Annotated in this window: 14 protein-coding genes and 1 tRNA gene; 10 read left to right on the top strand and 5 right to left on the bottom strand. The window is 72.8% G+C overall.

Annotation, left to right across the window (positions count from 1 at the left end; all coding sequences use genetic code 11):
• Nucleotides 1–66: 66 nt before the first annotated feature.
• Nucleotides 67–154: transfer RNA gene (locus ACIRO3_RS18005), tRNA-Leu, on the bottom strand.
• A gap of 171 nt (nucleotides 155–325) precedes the next feature.
• Here ACIRO3_RS18005 and ACIRO3_RS18000 point away from each other — a divergent pair.
• From ACIRO3_RS18000 to ACIRO3_RS17990, 3 genes are all read left to right on the top strand, one after another.
• A complete protein-coding gene (locus ACIRO3_RS18000) occupies nucleotides 326–1,651 on the top strand; it encodes a M20/M25/M40 family metallo-hydrolase (RefSeq protein WP_266951209.1) in 1,326 nt (441 codons plus the stop codon).
• Between the two features lie 137 nt (nucleotides 1,652–1,788).
• A complete protein-coding gene (chpH, locus tag ACIRO3_RS17995; RefSeq protein ID WP_053678804.1) occupies nucleotides 1,789–2,022 on the top strand; it encodes a chaplin ChpH in 234 nt (77 codons plus the stop codon).
• 171 nt (nucleotides 2,023–2,193) lie between these two features.
• The gene (locus tag ACIRO3_RS17990) at nucleotides 2,194–2,982 is read left to right on the top strand and encodes a chaplin family protein (RefSeq protein ID WP_404137548.1); all 789 of its coding nucleotides are present in this window, start codon (nucleotides 2,194–2,196) and stop codon (nucleotides 2,980–2,982) included.
• Nucleotides 2,983–3,021: 39 nt separating this feature from the next.
• On the opposite strand, the gene ACIRO3_RS17985 is transcribed toward ACIRO3_RS17990, so the two are convergent.
• Complete coding sequence (locus ACIRO3_RS17985) at nucleotides 3,022–3,210, bottom strand: DUF5703 family protein (RefSeq protein ID WP_361775272.1); 189 nt, start codon at nucleotides 3,208–3,210, stop codon at nucleotides 3,022–3,024.
• A gap of 47 nt (nucleotides 3,211–3,257) precedes the next feature.
• Between ACIRO3_RS17985 and ACIRO3_RS17980 the strand changes: the two genes are divergently transcribed.
• Nucleotides 3,258–3,914: a hypothetical protein gene (locus ACIRO3_RS17980; protein ID WP_361775269.1), complete on the top strand. Its 657-nt coding sequence runs from the start codon at nucleotides 3,258–3,260 to the stop codon at nucleotides 3,912–3,914.
• A 75-nt stretch (nucleotides 3,915–3,989) separates the two neighbouring features.
• On the opposite strand, the gene ACIRO3_RS17975 is transcribed toward ACIRO3_RS17980, so the two are convergent.
• Nucleotides 3,990–6,242 carry an ATP-dependent RecD-like DNA helicase gene (locus ACIRO3_RS17975; RefSeq protein ID WP_404137545.1) on the bottom strand — a complete coding sequence of 751 codons (2,253 nt, stop codon included), beginning with the start codon at nucleotides 6,240–6,242 and terminating at the stop codon, nucleotides 3,990–3,992.
• Nucleotides 6,239–7,231 (bottom strand): aldo/keto reductase, encoded by a 993-nt coding sequence (locus ACIRO3_RS17970; RefSeq protein ID WP_366148526.1) that lies wholly within the window; start codon nucleotides 7,229–7,231, stop codon nucleotides 6,239–6,241. Before ACIRO3_RS17970 ends, ACIRO3_RS17975 begins: the two co-directional genes overlap by 4 nt.
• A 101-nt stretch (nucleotides 7,232–7,332) precedes the next feature.
• Between ACIRO3_RS17970 and ACIRO3_RS17965 the strand changes: the two genes are divergently transcribed.
• A complete protein-coding gene (locus ACIRO3_RS17965) occupies nucleotides 7,333–8,382 on the top strand; it encodes an LLM class F420-dependent oxidoreductase (RefSeq protein ID WP_361775259.1) in 1,050 nt (349 codons plus the stop codon).
• A gap of 191 nt (nucleotides 8,383–8,573) precedes the next feature.
• Nucleotides 8,574–9,362 (top strand): ferritin-like domain-containing protein, encoded by a 789-nt coding sequence (locus tag ACIRO3_RS17960; protein ID WP_404137541.1) that lies wholly within the window; start codon nucleotides 8,574–8,576, stop codon nucleotides 9,360–9,362.
• A gap of 39 nt (nucleotides 9,363–9,401) precedes the next feature.
• Here the strand turns inward: ACIRO3_RS17960 and ACIRO3_RS17955 are convergent, their stop codons facing one another.
• Complete coding sequence (locus tag ACIRO3_RS17955; protein WP_361775253.1) at nucleotides 9,402–10,394, bottom strand: magnesium and cobalt transport protein CorA; 993 nt, start codon at nucleotides 10,392–10,394, stop codon at nucleotides 9,402–9,404.
• Nucleotides 10,395–10,448: 54 nt separating this feature from the next.
• Between ACIRO3_RS17955 and ACIRO3_RS17950 the strand changes: the two genes are divergently transcribed.
• The 4 genes from ACIRO3_RS17950 (at nucleotide 10,449) to mshC (ending at nucleotide 13,970) form a co-directional block, all read left to right on the top strand.
• Nucleotides 10,449–11,156 (top strand): histidine phosphatase family protein, encoded by a 708-nt coding sequence (locus ACIRO3_RS17950; RefSeq protein ID WP_361775250.1) that lies wholly within the window; start codon nucleotides 10,449–10,451, stop codon nucleotides 11,154–11,156.
• Nucleotides 11,157–11,239: 83 nt separating this feature from the next.
• Nucleotides 11,240–11,830 (top strand): DUF3090 domain-containing protein, encoded by a 591-nt coding sequence (locus ACIRO3_RS17945; protein ID WP_361775247.1) that lies wholly within the window; start codon nucleotides 11,240–11,242, stop codon nucleotides 11,828–11,830.
• A 5-nt stretch (nucleotides 11,831–11,835) separates the two neighbouring features.
• The gene (locus tag ACIRO3_RS17940; RefSeq protein ID WP_404137537.1) at nucleotides 11,836–12,630 is read left to right on the top strand and encodes an SCO1664 family protein; all 795 of its coding nucleotides are present in this window, start codon (nucleotides 11,836–11,838) and stop codon (nucleotides 12,628–12,630) included.
• Nucleotides 12,631–12,740: 110 nt separating this feature from the next.
• The gene (mshC, locus tag ACIRO3_RS17935) at nucleotides 12,741–13,970 is read left to right on the top strand and encodes a cysteine--1-D-myo-inosityl 2-amino-2-deoxy-alpha-D-glucopyranoside ligase (protein WP_361775241.1); all 1,230 of its coding nucleotides are present in this window, start codon (nucleotides 12,741–12,743) and stop codon (nucleotides 13,968–13,970) included.
• Nucleotides 13,971–14,110 lie beyond the last annotated feature (140 nt).

Here is a 14,110-nt window from a genome sequence, read left to right as displayed (position 1 = left end):
CCTCCGGCAGACGCGTTCCCCCGAGGCCGGAAACGCAAAAGAACCCCACCGAAGTGGGGTTCCTGCTGGTGTCCGAGGGGGGACTTGAACCCCCACGCCCGATAAAGGGCACTAGCACCTCAAGCTAGCGCGTCTGCCATTCCGCCACCCGGACAAGGTGTCTGTCTCGCGTCCCTCGCGGGCCGTTCCGACGTGGAAAACATTACCAAACATTCCGGGGCCCTCGATCACACCCCCCGGCGACCGGGGATCGCCCTTGGGGACGACGGCCCGTGGGGCGAGGATGGGGGGAGGAAGTCGGCACTGATCAGTGGGAGGAAGCAGCGTGAGCGAATCGAGCGCGGGCAGGACCGTCTCCGGCGAGGACGAGGTCGTCGACCTCTGCCGTGACCTCATCCGGATCGACACCAGCAACTACGGGGACCACTCCGGCCCCGGCGAGCGGAAAGCCGCCGAGTGGGTCGCGGAGCAGCTGGCCGAGGTCGGGCTGGAGCCGCAGATCTTCGAATCGCACAAGGGGCGGGCCTCCACCGTCGCGCGCATCGAGGGCGAGGACCCCTCCCGGCCGGCGCTGCTGATCCACGGGCACACGGACGTCGTACCGGCCAACGCCGCGGACTGGACGTACGACCCCTTCGCCGGCGAGATCGCCGACGGGTGCCTGTGGGGGCGCGGCGCGGTCGACATGAAGGACATGGACGCGATGACGCTGGCCGTCGTGCGCGACCGGATGCGCAGCGGCCGCAAGCCCCCGCGCGACATCGTGCTGGCCTTCCTCGCCGACGAGGAGGCGGGCGGCGTCTACGGGGCCCGGCACCTCGTCGACAAGCACCCCGGCCTCTTCGAGGGCGTCACCGAGGCCATCGGCGAGGTCGGCGGCTTCTCGTTCACCGTTAACGAGAACCTGCGCCTGTACCTGGTGGAGACCGCCCAGAAGGGCATGCACTGGATGCGGCTCACGGTGGAGGGCACCGCGGGCCACGGCTCCATGACCAACAACGACAACGCCATCACGGAGCTGTGCGAGGCCGTGGGCCGGCTCGGCCGCCACCAGTGGCCGGTGCGCGTGACCAAGACCGTCCGGTCCTTCCTGGACGAACTCTCGGACGCGCTCGGCACCCCCCTCGACCCCGACAACATGGACGCGACGCTCGCCAAGCTCGGCGGCATCGCCAAGATGGTCGGAGCCACCCTGCGCAACTCGGCGGCCCCGACCATGCTGGGGGCCGGCTACAAGGTCAACGTCATCCCCGGCCAGGCCACCGCGCACGTGGACGGACGTTTCCTGCCCGGCTACGAGGACGAGTTCTTCGCCGACCTCGACCGGATCCTGGGTCCGCGCGTGAAGCGGGAGGACGTCCACGCGGACAAGGCCCTGGAGACGGACTTCGACGGAAAGCTCGTCGACGCCATGCAGACCGCGCTGAAGGCGGAGGACCCGATCGCGCGCGCGGTTCCGTACATGCTCTCCGGCGGCACGGACGCCAAGTCCTTCGACGACCTCGGCATCCGCTGCTTCGGCTTCGCCCCGCTCCAGTTGCCCCCGGAACTGGACTTCGCCGGCATGTTCCACGGCGTGGACGAGCGGGTGCCGGTGGACGGGCTGAAGTTCGGTGTTCGGGTGCTCGACCGATTCATCGACAACGCCTGACGCGCGGAAATCGGGAAGGTGTGCGGATGCCACTGAGAAGAGTGAATGCACTCATACGCTCGTAGCCCTGGTGATCCCTCCTCGTTACAGGTGGTGCGGTCCGCGGCTGGGACCGCACTTGCCTACTAGGAGGAACAATGCTCAAGAAGGTTGTCGCCGCTGCGGCTGCCACCGGTGGTCTCATTCTCGCGGGTGCGGGCATGGCTGCCGCCGACGCGGGTGCCCAGGGTGCGGCCATCGGTTCGCCCGGTGTCCTGTCCGGCAACGTCGTCCAGGTTCCGGTCCACGTGCCGGTCAACGTCTGCGGCAACACGATCAACGTGATCGGTCTGCTGAACCCGGCCTTCGGCAACACCTGCGTCAACGCCTGACGTATCTGAAGTCCCGGGCCCCGGAGCGCGTTCCAGCGCTCCGGGGCCACCGGGCTTTCCGGGCCCGATCTCGATCACGCGGCCCGGCTTCCGACATCTCGGCGCGGCAGGCGGGGGAGCCTGCAGGGCCTGCGCGTCGACCGAAACGTGCACAACAGGGGACGAGTACAGATGCGACGACCGGTAGTACAGGTCACCAGGAAGACCCTGATCACCATGGCGGCCGCGGGAGGTGTCCTCGCGCTGGGCGGGGGTGTCGCCCACGCGGACGCCGGAGCGTCCGGCCATGCCGCGAACTCCCCGGGCCTGCTGTCCGGGAACAACCTCCAGGCGCCCGTGGACGTACCGGTGAACGCCTGCGGGAACACCGTCACCGTGGTGGGAGGCCTGAACCCCGCCTTCGGCAACCGCTGCGCCAACGTCGGCAAGCCGACCAAGCCTGGCCACCCCGGGCACCCCGGAAACCCGGGCCACCCCGGGCACCCCGGAAACCCCGGCCACCCGGGCCACCCGGAAGAGCCGTGCGACGACGACGAGCCCGGCACCCCGGGCAACCCCGGCACCCCTGGGAATCCGGGTACGCCCGGCAACCCCGGTACTCCCGGTACTCCGGGCAACCCCGGCACCCCTGGGAATCCGGGTACGCCCGGCAACCCCGGTACTCCGGGTAACCCCGGTACGCCTGGGAACCCTGGGAACCCCGGCACTCCGGGTAACCCCGGCACCCCTGGGAATCCGGGTACGCCCGGCAACCCCGGCACTCCGGGTCACCCCGGCACCCCTGGGTACCCCGGCACCCCGGGCAACCCCGGCACCCCGGGCAGCCCCGTGATGCCCGGGCAGGGCGCAGGGTTGGCCGAGACCGGTGCCGGTGGGGTCCTCAGTGCCGGCGTTCCGCTCGCGGGCGGACTGTTGCTCGCCGGCGCCGTGCTCTACCGGCGCGCCCGCAACGCCGCCTGACGGCCGTTCACGACGCGGGTCCCGCCCCCGGGGCCCGCGTCACCAGGTGGCGCGGACCTGGCGGATGATCCGGCGGCGCAGCCGTACCCGGCGGCTGCCGTCCCGGTGCAGCGTCAGTCGGTCCAGTTCCCAGTGCCCGTACTCGGCATGGTCGGTCAACAGGCGGGTGGCCTCGTGGCGAGGGACCCCGCGGGGCACGTACAGGTCGACAAATTCGTATTCCGGCATCGCATCTATTGTGCGGGCAGAGCCCTGCTACGGATAGCGTCTGCACTATGTCTGATGCCGCTCTGCCCACTGTTGCCGAGGTACGCGCCGCCGCCGAGGCGGTCAAGGCCGCTCTCGACCGCCACCTCGCCGCGGTCGAGAGCAGGATCGGGGACGAGGACCCGGCCGTCTACGCCGCCTTCAACGAACTCGCCGCAGCCGCCGAGGAGTACGACGAGCTCCTGTACGACCGGTACGACGAGGTCACCCCCTTCGAGATCCCGACGCCCGAGGACGGCGTCCCGTACACCGGCCCCGCCGAGCCCGCCGCCTTCAGCGTGCTCATCCGCCGCGACTACGCCGTCGTGGAACCCCAGCGACTGATCGCCCAGGCCGAGCGTGTCGCCGCGCACGACCGGGACGCCGAGCTGGTCGACGACGGGGGCACCGCCGGTGCTCTCGGTGTGCTCTTCGGGGAGTACGAGCCCGATGAGATCGCCTCCCGCTACAAGGAGTTCGGCCTGGAGGAAGGGGACTCCACGCTGTGGCTCGCCGCGGCGGAGGAGATCGCCGAACCCGGGGAGTGGCTGGACACCCCCTTCGGGCACACCGACCCGCAGGACGTGCTGCACCGGTTCGACGTGAGTGCCGTCTTCGACGAGGAGCCGGACGACTTCGAGGACGACGAGGTCGAGGAGTCCGCGCCGGGCCTGACCCCGGCCTGATCCCCGGGTCGTCCCGCCCCGTACGACGTGCGCCCCCGCCCGGTCCCGGGCGGGGGCGCACCGTCGTCGCCCGCGCTACTGCGGCTGCTCCCGGGCCGAGGCCGCCAGCGCCCGCAGCAGGCCCGTCAGGCGGGTCGTGCGCGGCTTCGGCAGCCCCTGGGCCACCGCGGTCGGCAGTGCCTGGTCGACGCCGTGCACCACGGACAGGTGCCGCTCGGCCCGCCCGAACGCCGTGTACACCCAGTCCCGCGACAGGGCGTCCGCCGCGTCCCCCGGCAGGACCACGACCACCGCCGGCCATCGCGTGCCCACGGCCTGGTGCGCGGTCACCGCCCAGCCGTGCCGGATCCGCGACTCCACCTGCTCCTGCGGCACGACGATCCGCTCGCCCGAGGCGTCCAGGTGCAGCCCCTGCGCGTCGGCCGACACCACCCGCGCCGGCAGGGCCCGCCCCGGCGAGGGCACGTGGACGACCCGGTCCCCGGGATCGAAGCCGTGGAACCGGCCGGGGCCGGGGTTCAGCCGCTCCTTGAGGGCCGCGTTCAGCGCCCGGGTGCCCGCCGAGCCGCCGTGGCCGGGAGTGATGACCTGTACGTCGTCCGCCGGGACGCCGAACGCGCGGGGCACCGACTCGGCCACCAGCTGAACGGTCCGGTGCACGGCCTCCCCGGCGTCGCGCACCGGGACGATGACGACCTCCTTGCCGGGGGCCTCGACCTGGTTCAGCTCGCCGATCCCGATACCCGAGACCAGCTCGCCGAGCGGCCCGGGGTCCGGGGTGCGCGAGACCGACTGCGGGCAGGCACGGGCCGCCAGCACATCGGCGAACACCCGCCCCGGCCCGGCCGAGCCGAGGACCCCGGGGTCACCGGAGAGCACCAGTCGGGCGCCGTCGGGCACCGACTCCACCAGCGCGGCGGCGGTCTCCACGTCCAACTGGGGGGCGTCCAGGACGATGAGCAGGTCCAGCGCGAACTGTCCGTCCGCGTCCCGCCCGGGCCCCTCGGCGCCCGCGAGCAGGCCCGTCACGGTGACGGCTCCCTCGTGCGGCGCGTGGGCGGCCAGGCACGCCCGCAGTCCGAACTCCCGGGCGACCGCGAGCAGGGCCGCCGGTTCGGCGCGGGCCGCCTCGCCACCGGTGTGGGTGACCAGGCCGTGCCCGGCGACCGCCCGGATCAGCTCCGCGCCGGGCCCGGTGGCGGCCTTCTCCCAATCGGCCGCCCCACCGAAGGTGTTGGCGAGCCGGGCCAGCCCGTCGGCCAGGCTCTCCTCGGCCAGCGCGCAACCCTCCAGACCCACCAGGACGCGCACCGGGGGCTCCTCGCCCTCGGCGTACTCGGTGCCCGGCGGGTCCACCGGCTCGTGGAACACCAGCACCGCGCCGTCCCCGATGGCCCGCTCCAGCGCCTGCCCCGCGTCCGGCACGCCGTACTGGGCCAGGGCCTTCTCCAGGACCGGGGCCTCCAGCGCGGTGTGTCCCTTGAGGGCGGCCTGGTCCAGCAGCCAACCCACCAGCGCGGCGCTGCGGCGCTCGTCGGCCGGGCCGGCCTCGGGACCCAGCAGCGCCCGGGCGAACCCGTCGGCCTGGGTGGGACGCACCCCGGCCACCGCCAACAGCAGCCAGGGGTCCTCGGCGAGCCGCTCGGCCGCGCCCTCGCCGAGCACGGCGGCGGCCTGCGCGGCCAGGGCCTCGGGAGCCCCGCCGCGGAGCAGGACGGCCCGCACGGCGTCCACGTCGCCGACGGCGACCGCCGCGACGGGCGCGGGGGCGCGGGGCTGCGGGGGAGCGGCGGCCGGAGCGGGGCGCGGCGCGGCCGGGGCGTCGTCGAAGTACACGGGGGCGCTCTGGGCGCCGCTCTCCACGGCCCGTACGGCGGCCAGCAGGTCGGCGGCCGTCCCGCTGAGCTTCGCGCCGGCCTCGATCGGCGCCTCGCGCTCCGCCTTGCGCCGGGCGATCCGCTCCCGCTCGACCTTCTGCGCTGCCAACTCCGCCGCCGCCTCGCTGAGCGCGGGCTTGGCGTCCTGCGCGTCGCCCGGGGCGGCGTCCCCAGTGATCGTCCCGCCCGGCTCGGCGTCACCGTCGGCGTCCTCGGAGGCCGTGTCCGTCGCCTGGGTCACCGGCGCGTCGGCGTCGTCACCATCGGCGTCCGGCCCGTCGGCGTCCGGTGCGGCCTCGGGGTCCGACGGCGGCTCGGACGGCGCGTCGGCGGCCGGCGCCGCCTGCGGCGGAGCGACGCCGTCGGAGCCGTCCGTGGGCTCGCCCTCCGGGCCGGGGGCGGCCAGTTCATCCGCGGCGGCGGGCTCGGGGGCCTGACGGTCCGTACTCACAGCGTGCTCCAGTCCTGATCGGGGTAGCGGTGCACGGGCGCCGACACGTCGTCCAGCGCACGGCAGATCTCCTCCGGAAGACTAAGGGCCTCCACCGACAGCGCCGCGCCGAGCTGCGCCGCGGTCCGCGCGCCGACGATCGGCGCGACGACCCCCGGCCGGTCCCGGACCCACGCCAGCGCCACCTGGAGCGGGGTCACCGCCAACCCCTGGGCCGCCGTCGCCACCGCGTCCACGATCCGACCCGCGGGCTCGTCCAGGTACGGGTCCACGAACGCCGACAGGGTCTGCGACGCGGCGCGGGAGTCGGCCGGGGTGCCGTCCCGGTACTTGCCCGTCAGGACCCCGCGCCCCAGCGGCGACGAGGGGAGCAGGCCCACGCCCAGGTCCAGCGCCGCCGGCAGCACCTCGCGCTCCACGCCCCGCTGGAGGAGGGAGTACTCCATCTGGGTCGACGCCAGGCGGGTCCGGGGGCCCGGCGCCGCCAGCTGCCAGGTCGCCGCCTTCGCCAACTGCCAGCCGCTGAAGCCGGCCACCCCCGCGTACCGTGCGCGGCCGCTGCTCACGGCCAGGTCCAGGGCCTGGAGGGTCTCCTCCAGCGGGGTCGCCGGGTCGAAGGCGTGCACCTGCCACAGGTCCACGTAATCGGTGCCCAGGCGGGCCAACGAATCGTCCAGCGCCGCCAACAGGTGGCCGCGCGAGCAGTCGAAGCGCCGATCCGGGTCCCGTACGGAACCCGACTTGGTCGCGATCACCAGCTCCCGCCGGGGGGCGGCCCCGCCGATCAGCTGTCCCAGGACGTACTCCGCCTCCCCGCCCCCGTACACGTCGGCGGTGTCGACGAACGTGCCGCCCGCCTCCCAGAAGGTCTTCAACTGCTCGGCCGCGCCCGCCTCGTCCGGTCCCTCGGCGGACCGTCCCCAGGTCAGGGTGCCGAGGCCGATCCGGGAGACGCGCAGTCCGGTGCGGCCGAGATGCCTCTGCTCCATGAGCGCTGAGACTACTGGGGCACTGACGACGGGCACCGTGGCGCGCTACAGTCCCCCGCAGACCTACGTTACTGATCGGTAAACCGGTAAGGGGACGACACATGCGGCTCGGCATCAATCTCGGTTACTGGGGTGCGGGCATGGACGCCGACAACCTCGCCGTCGCCCAGGAGGCCGACCGCCTCGGGTACGACGTCTGCTGGGCGGCCGAGGCGTACGGCTCGGACGCGGCCACGGTCCTGGCCTGGGTCGCGGCCCAGACCGAGCGGATCGACGTCGGCTCGGCCATCTTCCAGATCCCGGCCCGCCAGCCCGCCATGACGGCCATGACCGCCGCCACCCTGGACTCGCTCACCAAGGGCCGCTTCCGGCTCGGCCTCGGGGTCTCCGGACCGCAGGTCTCGGAGGGCTGGTACGGCGTGAAGTTCGACAAGCCGCTCGCCCGGACCCGCGAGTACGTGGAGATCGTCCGCAAGGCGATGAGCCGCGAGCGGCTGAGCTACGAAGGACAGCACTGGACCCTCCCGCTGCCCGGCGGCCCCGGCAAGCCGATCAAGCTCACCGTGCACCCCGAGCGCGAGCACATCCCGCTCTACATCGCCGCGATCGGGCCGAAGAACCTGGAGCAGACGGGCGAGATCGCCGACGGCGCCCTGCTGATCTTCCCGGCGGCCGAGCACCTGGAGGAGACGGCCCTGCGGCACATCCGCGCGGGCCGCGAGAAGGCCGGCCTGACGATGGACGGCTTCGACGTGTGTCCGACCGTGCCGCTGGCCGTCGGCGCCGACGTGGGCGGCCTCGCGGACATGTTCCGCCCGTACACCGCGCTGTACGTCGGAGGCATGGGAAGCCCCAAGCAGAACTTCTACAACCAGTTGGCCCAGCGCATGGGCTACGAGAAGGAAGCCGCCGAGATCCAGGAGAAGTACCTGGGCGGCGACAAGGCCGGCGCGGCGGCCGCCGTCCCGCACTCGCTGATCGACTCGACCACCCTGCTCGGTTCCGTGGAGCGGATCGCGGACGGCATGCGCGCCTACGCGGAGGCCGGGGTCACGACCCTGACGCTGGCCCCGGCCGGATTCACGCTGGACGAGCGGATCACCGCCCTGCGCGCCGGGACCGAGGCGCTGGAACTGGCGGGTCTCGCCTGAGGCGAGGAGTCGGAAGGTCTGCGGCCGTGGTGGGGGCTCGGGGGGTCTTCCCCGCCACGGCCGACACCGCCAACAACGCGATCGACGGCCCCCGGGTTACGCCCTGGGGCCACCGCCTTCGGTTCGTTCATTCGGCCGAGCGGCGCGGCGCATCGGTTGCCCGTCCGCTCCATCCGCATTTGACTCGTTCCATGCTCTCTGCCCGCAGCCTGTTCCAGGAGATCGTCGACCACGACGAGTCCTTCCAGCTGTTCTGTTCCATCGCCGCCAGCGGGGAGTCCCAGGGCGGCTGGGAGAACGCCCGGATCGCGGCCCTCGTGCCGGCCGGCATGCGCGATCTCGCACCCAAGATCACCCGTCACGGCGCCGACGAGGACAAGCACGGCCGGATCTTCCGGGCCCTGCTCCGCAAACGCGGGCTGCCGGCCGTCCCCGTCCCGCCCGAGACCGACTACACGATGCTGCTGGAGCGGCGCGGCATCGGGCTCGCCCACGACAAGCTGCGCCGCGACGAACCGCTGACCGAGGCGGACATCGTCGTCTACCTCGCGCACAGCCGGGTCACCGAACAGCGCGCCGCGGACCAGATGGAGATGCTGGTCAACTGCTTCGGGGACCACCCCGAGCTCGGCAAGGCCATCCGCATGATCAGCAACGACGAGGACAACCACCTCGCCTACTGCCACGAGGAACTCCTGCGCCTCGCCCGCGAGGGTCACGCCCGGACCATCCAGCGGACCCTGCGCACCAGCGCGCTCGCCGAGATCGGCGTCTACCGCGACGTGAGCCTCGCCGTGATGGCGCACATGGGCCGGATCCTGCGCTGGCCCGCGCCCAAGTCCGCCGCGCTCGCCGTCGGCATCCGCGGCATGTACGCCTACGAGCGCTTCAGCGGCTGGCACCGCATGATCGACCTGAAGCAGCCCGCGCGCCGCGACGCGCTGGGCGGCGAACCCGTCACCGCCCCCGAGTTCGCCTGAGCGGCCCGGCGGGATCGGAGGGGATCGGGGGCAGCGGGCCTACAGCCAGCCGCGGCGCTTGAACATCCGGTGCAGGCCCAGGCACAGCGCCGCCATGACCACCAGCAACACCGGATAGCCCCAGCGCTGCCGCAGCTCCCACATGTGGTCGAAGTTCATGCCGTAGATCCCCGCGACCATCGTCGGGACGGCCGCCATCGCCGCCCAGGCGGAGATCTTGCGCATGTCGTCGTTCTGCCGGACGCCCATCTGCGCCAGGTGCGCCGCCAGCGCGTCCGACAGCAGCCGGTCCAACCCCTCGATGTACTCGTTCGCCTTCGTCAGGTGGTCGGCCACGTCGCGGAAGAAGGGCTGCGCGTGGTCGTGCACGAACGGCACGCTGCCGAAGGCGAGGCGGTCCATCGGCTGGAGCAGAGGGCTGGTCGCCCGCCGGAACTCCAACACCTGCCGCTTGAAGCCGTAGATCCGGGCGGCGGTGTTCTTCGTGTCCGCGACGTTCGGCGCGAACACCTCCGCCTCCAACTCCTCCAGGTCCGACTGGAGCTCGGCCGCCACCTCGATGTAGTGGTCCACCACCGCGTCGGACACCGCGTACAACACCGCCGTCGGCCCGTGCCTGAGCACGTCCGGCTCGTGCTCCAGCCGGTGCCGGACGGCGGCCAGCGCGGCCCCCTCGCCGTGCCGGACGGTGACCACGAACGAGTCCCCGATGAAGACCATCAGCTCACCGGTGGTCACGGTGTCCGTCGCCTCGTCGTACACCACCGGCTTGAGGACCACGAAGAGCGAGTCGTCGTACACCTCCAGCTTCGGCCGCTGGTGCGCCCCCAGCGCGTCCTCCACCGCCAGGGGATGCAGGCCGAACTCCCGGCTGACATGGTCGAATTCCTCCGCCGTCGGCTCGTGCATGCCGACCCAGACGAAGGCGTCACCAACGGCCCGGGCCTCCTCCAGGGCGTCCGAGAAGTCCTTCGGGGCCTGGGAACGGCGGCCGTCCCGGTACATCGCGCAGTCGACAATCACCCGGGGCATTCTTCCCTGAGCCCACCCCGCCCGCACACGGGCGACACCGCTTAGGCTGGGCGCATGGCCACGCTGATCCTCGTACGACACGGGCGGTCCACCGCCAACACCGCAGGCTTGCTCGCCGGATGGACCCCGGGAGTGGCCCTCGACGAACGCGGCGCCGAACAGGCCGCCGCGCTGCCCGGGCGACTCGCCGGGGTGCCCCTCGCGGCCGTCGTCAGCAGCCCGCTCCAGCGCTGCCGGGAAACGCTGGCCCCGCTGCTCGCCGCCCGGCCCGAGCTGACCGAGCACACCGACGACCGGATCGGCGAGTGCCACTACGGCGACTGGTCCGGCCGCAAGCTCTCCGAGCTCGCCGACGAACCCCTGATGAAGATCGTCCAGCAGCACCCCTCGGCGGCGTCCTTCCCCGGCGGCGAGTCCATGCGGGCCATGCAGGCCCGCGCCGTGGACGCCGTACGCGAATGGGACGCGCGGATCGAGGAAGAGCACGGCGGCGACGCCGTCTTCCTCATGTGCTCGCACGGGGACATCATCAAGTCCCTTGTGGCGGACGCCCTCGGCATGCACCTCGACCTCTTCCAGCGGATCCACGTCGACCCCTGCTCGGTCACCGCGATCCGCTACACCGCGACCCGACCGTTCGTCTTCCGGCTCGGTGACACCGGGGACTTCGGGTCGCTCGTCCCGCACGCGTCCCCCGAAACCCCGCGGGATCCCGAAGCCGACGGGAACGCCGTCGTGGGGGGCGGTGCGGGCGCGGCCTGATCGAACGGCGCAGTAGGGTGGACGGGCCAACACAACCGCACAGCACCGCCCCTCCCCCCGCCGCCGAAACTTGGAGACTGGACGTGCCCCGTCAGGTTTTCCTTTACGACCCGCCGGACCGCTTCGTGGCCGGCACGGTCGGTCTGCCTGGACGTCGTACGTTCTTCCTGCAGGCCTCCTCGGGCCCCCGGGTCACGAGCGTCTCCCTGGAGAAGACGCAGGTCGCGGCCCTGGCCGAGCGGATGGACGAACTGCTGGACGAGGTCGTGCGGCGCACCGGCGGCAACGCCCCCGTCCCCGCCGTCGCCTCCACCGAGGCGGCCGACACCGCGCCGCTGGACGTTCCCGTCGAGGAGGAGTTCCGCGTCGGGACCATGGCGCTCGCCTGGGACGGCGAGGAACAGCGCATGATCGTCGAGGCCCAGGCGCTCGTCGAACTCGACGCAGACTCGGACGAGGATCTCGCCGAGGCGGAGGAACGCCTGCTCCAGGACGAGGAGAACGGGCCCCCGATGCTCCGCGTCCGCCTCTCCGGCACCCAGGCACGGGCCTTCGCCAAACGCGCCCTGGACGTCGTCAACGCGGGCCGCCCGCCGTGCCCGCTGTGCAGCCTTCCGCTCGACCCGGAAGGGCACGTGTGTCCGCGCCAGAACGGCTACCGGCGCCAGGCGTGAGCGGCGTGCCCCCGATCGAAGAGCTGCTCACACGAGGTGAGCTGACCGTCCGCGGCCGCATCGCCGAGGCCTCCAACGCCGTCCTGCTCTGCACGGTGACGCACGAGGGCGAGAGCGCCGACTGCGTCTACAAGCCGGTCAAGGGCGAGCGGCCGCTGTGGGACTTCCCCGACGGCAACCTCGCCCAGCGCGAGCGCGCCGCCTACCTGGTCTCCGAGGCCACGGGCTGGGGGCTCGTACCGACGACCGTGCTGCGCGACGGCCCGTACGGCGAGGGCATGGTCCAGCACTGGATCGACGCCGGCGAATCACCCGAGAGCGGGCTCCTCGCGCTCGTCGAGGGCGAGGAGGCGGGCGAGGGCTGGAAACCGGTCGCCTTCGCCGAGGTCGGCGAGGGCCGCACCGCGCTGCTCGTGCACGCCGACGACCCCCGGTTGCGCCGGCTCGCCGTCCTCGACGCCGTGATCAACAACGGCGACCGCAAGGGCGGCCACCTGCTGCCCGCGCCCGACGGACGGCTCTACGGCATCGACCACGGAGTGACCTTCCACACGGAGGACAAGCTGCGCACCCTGCTCTGGGGGTGGGCGGGGGAGCCGCTGACGGACGAGGCCCGGTCGGCGCTGGCCTCGCTGACCGGGCAGCTGGCCGACGCGGGCCCGCTCGCCACCCGGCTGGCCGAATTGATCACCGCCGTCGAGTTGGACGCCGTACGGGCCCGTGTGGCCCATCTGGTGCGCACCGGGACGCACCCGAAGCCCTCCGGACAGTGGCCCGCGATCCCCTGGCCGCCGGTCTGAACCGGGCAGACCCGACATGCATGGAACCGGCCAGATCGCAAGAGTGTCGATCAAGCCAACAGTGCAGGTCCGGTTCGTTTCCGGAACACCAGTCCGGTTAGTCTCGATGCATGCATGCCTGGCCCGCTTCTGAGGTCCCCGCCCTGCCCGGCAAGGGCCGCGACCTCCAGATCCACGACACCGCGACCCAAGGGACGATCACCCTCGACCCCGGTCCCGTCGCCCGTATCTACGTCTGCGGCATCACTCCGTACGACGCGACCCACATCGGTCACGCGGCGACCTACAACGCGTTCGACCTCGTCCAGCGCGTGTGGCTCGACAACAAGCGGCAGGTTCACTACGTCCAGAACGTCACCGACGTGGACGACCCGCTGCTGGAGCGGGCGCTGCGTGACGGCCAGGACTGGACCGAGCTCGCCGAACGCGAGACGGCCCTCTTCCGCGAGGACATGACCGCCCTGCGGATGCTGCCGCCCCGCCACTACATCGGCGCCGTCGAGGCCATACCCGGCATCGTGCCGCTGGTCGAACGGCTCCGGGAGGCCGGCGCCGCCTACGAGCTCGACGGCGACGTCTACTTCTCCGTGGAGTCCGACCCCCACTTCGGTCAGGTCTCCCACCTCGACGCCGAGGCGATGCGGCTGCTGTCCGCCGAGCGCGGCGGCGACCCCGAGCGCCCCGGCAAGAAGAACCCGCTCGACCCGATGCTCTGGATGGCCGCCCGCCCGGGCGACCCGAGCTGGGACGGCGGCTCGCTGGGCCGCGGTCGGCCCGGCTGGCACATCGAGTGCGTGGCCATCGCGCTCGACCACCTCGGCATGGGCTTCGACATCCAGGGCGGCGGTTCCGACCTGGCCTTCCCGCACCACGAGATGGGCGCCTCGCACGCACAGGCCCTGACGGGCGAGTTCCCGATGGCCAAGGCGTACGTGCACGCCGGCATGGTGGCCCTCAACGGCGAGAAGATGTCGAAGTCGAAGGGCAACCTGGTCTTCGTCTCCGCGCTGCGCCGCGCCGGCGTCGACCCGGCCGCCATCCGACTCGCCCTGCTGGCCCACCACTACCGGGCCGACTGGGAGTGGACGGACGAGGTCCTGGCCGAGGCGGTCGCCCGCCTCGAACGCTGGCGCGCGGCCGTGTCCCGACCGGACGGCATCCCCGCCGACACCCTGGTCGAGGAGGTCCGCGAGGCCCTCGCCGACGACCTCGACGCCCCGGCCGCGCTGGCGGCCGTGGACCGCTGGGTCGAACTCCAGATCGCCGCCGCCGGCGACGACGAATCGGCCCCCGGCCTGGTCTCCCGCACGGTCGACGCCCTGCTGGGCGTGGCCCTGTAGAAGGCGGGGGGCACGCCCCCCGAAGCACGAGCGCGGCCCCGCGGGCCCCCCGCGGCGGCCTCGGGGATCGGGTGCCCTGCCCCGGCCGCGGGCCGGGCCGGCGCCGGGGGGGGCCGCGTGCTGGTGCGTCGGCGCAGCGC

Source organism: Streptomyces sp. NPDC102278 (genome assembly GCF_044766345.1).
Classification (GTDB): domain Bacteria; phylum Actinomycetota; class Actinomycetes; order Streptomycetales; family Streptomycetaceae; genus Streptomyces.
The sequence above is the reverse complement of the archived record's forward strand: the minus strand, read 5'-3'. Positions and strand labels throughout refer to the sequence as shown.

Excerpts from the sequence above, each read along its gene's own strand:
- ACIRO3_RS17980 (WP_361775269.1), top strand. The coding sequence starts at position 3,258 with ATGTCTGATGCCGCTCTGCCCACTGTTGCCGAGGTACGCGCCGCCGCC.
- ACIRO3_RS17950 (WP_361775250.1), top strand. The coding sequence starts at position 10,449 with ATGGCCACGCTGATCCTCGTACGACACGGGCGGTCCACCGCCAACACC.
- ACIRO3_RS17955 (WP_361775253.1), bottom strand. The coding sequence starts at position 10,394 with ATGCCCCGGGTGATTGTCGACTGCGCGATGTACCGGGACGGCCGCCGT.
- ACIRO3_RS17990 (WP_404137548.1), top strand. The coding sequence starts at position 2,194 with ATGCGACGACCGGTAGTACAGGTCACCAGGAAGACCCTGATCACCATG.
- mshC (WP_361775241.1), top strand. The coding sequence starts at position 12,741 with ATGCATGCCTGGCCCGCTTCTGAGGTCCCCGCCCTGCCCGGCAAGGGC.
- ACIRO3_RS17970 (WP_366148526.1), bottom strand. The coding sequence starts at position 7,231 with ATGGAGCAGAGGCATCTCGGCCGCACCGGACTGCGCGTCTCCCGGATC.
- ACIRO3_RS17960 (WP_404137541.1), top strand. The coding sequence starts at position 8,574 with ATGCTCTCTGCCCGCAGCCTGTTCCAGGAGATCGTCGACCACGACGAG.
- ACIRO3_RS17965 (WP_361775259.1), top strand. The coding sequence starts at position 7,333 with ATGCGGCTCGGCATCAATCTCGGTTACTGGGGTGCGGGCATGGACGCC.
- ACIRO3_RS17985 (WP_361775272.1), bottom strand. The coding sequence starts at position 3,210 with ATGCCGGAATACGAATTTGTCGACCTGTACGTGCCCCGCGGGGTCCCT.
- chpH (WP_053678804.1), top strand. The coding sequence starts at position 1,789 with ATGCTCAAGAAGGTTGTCGCCGCTGCGGCTGCCACCGGTGGTCTCATT.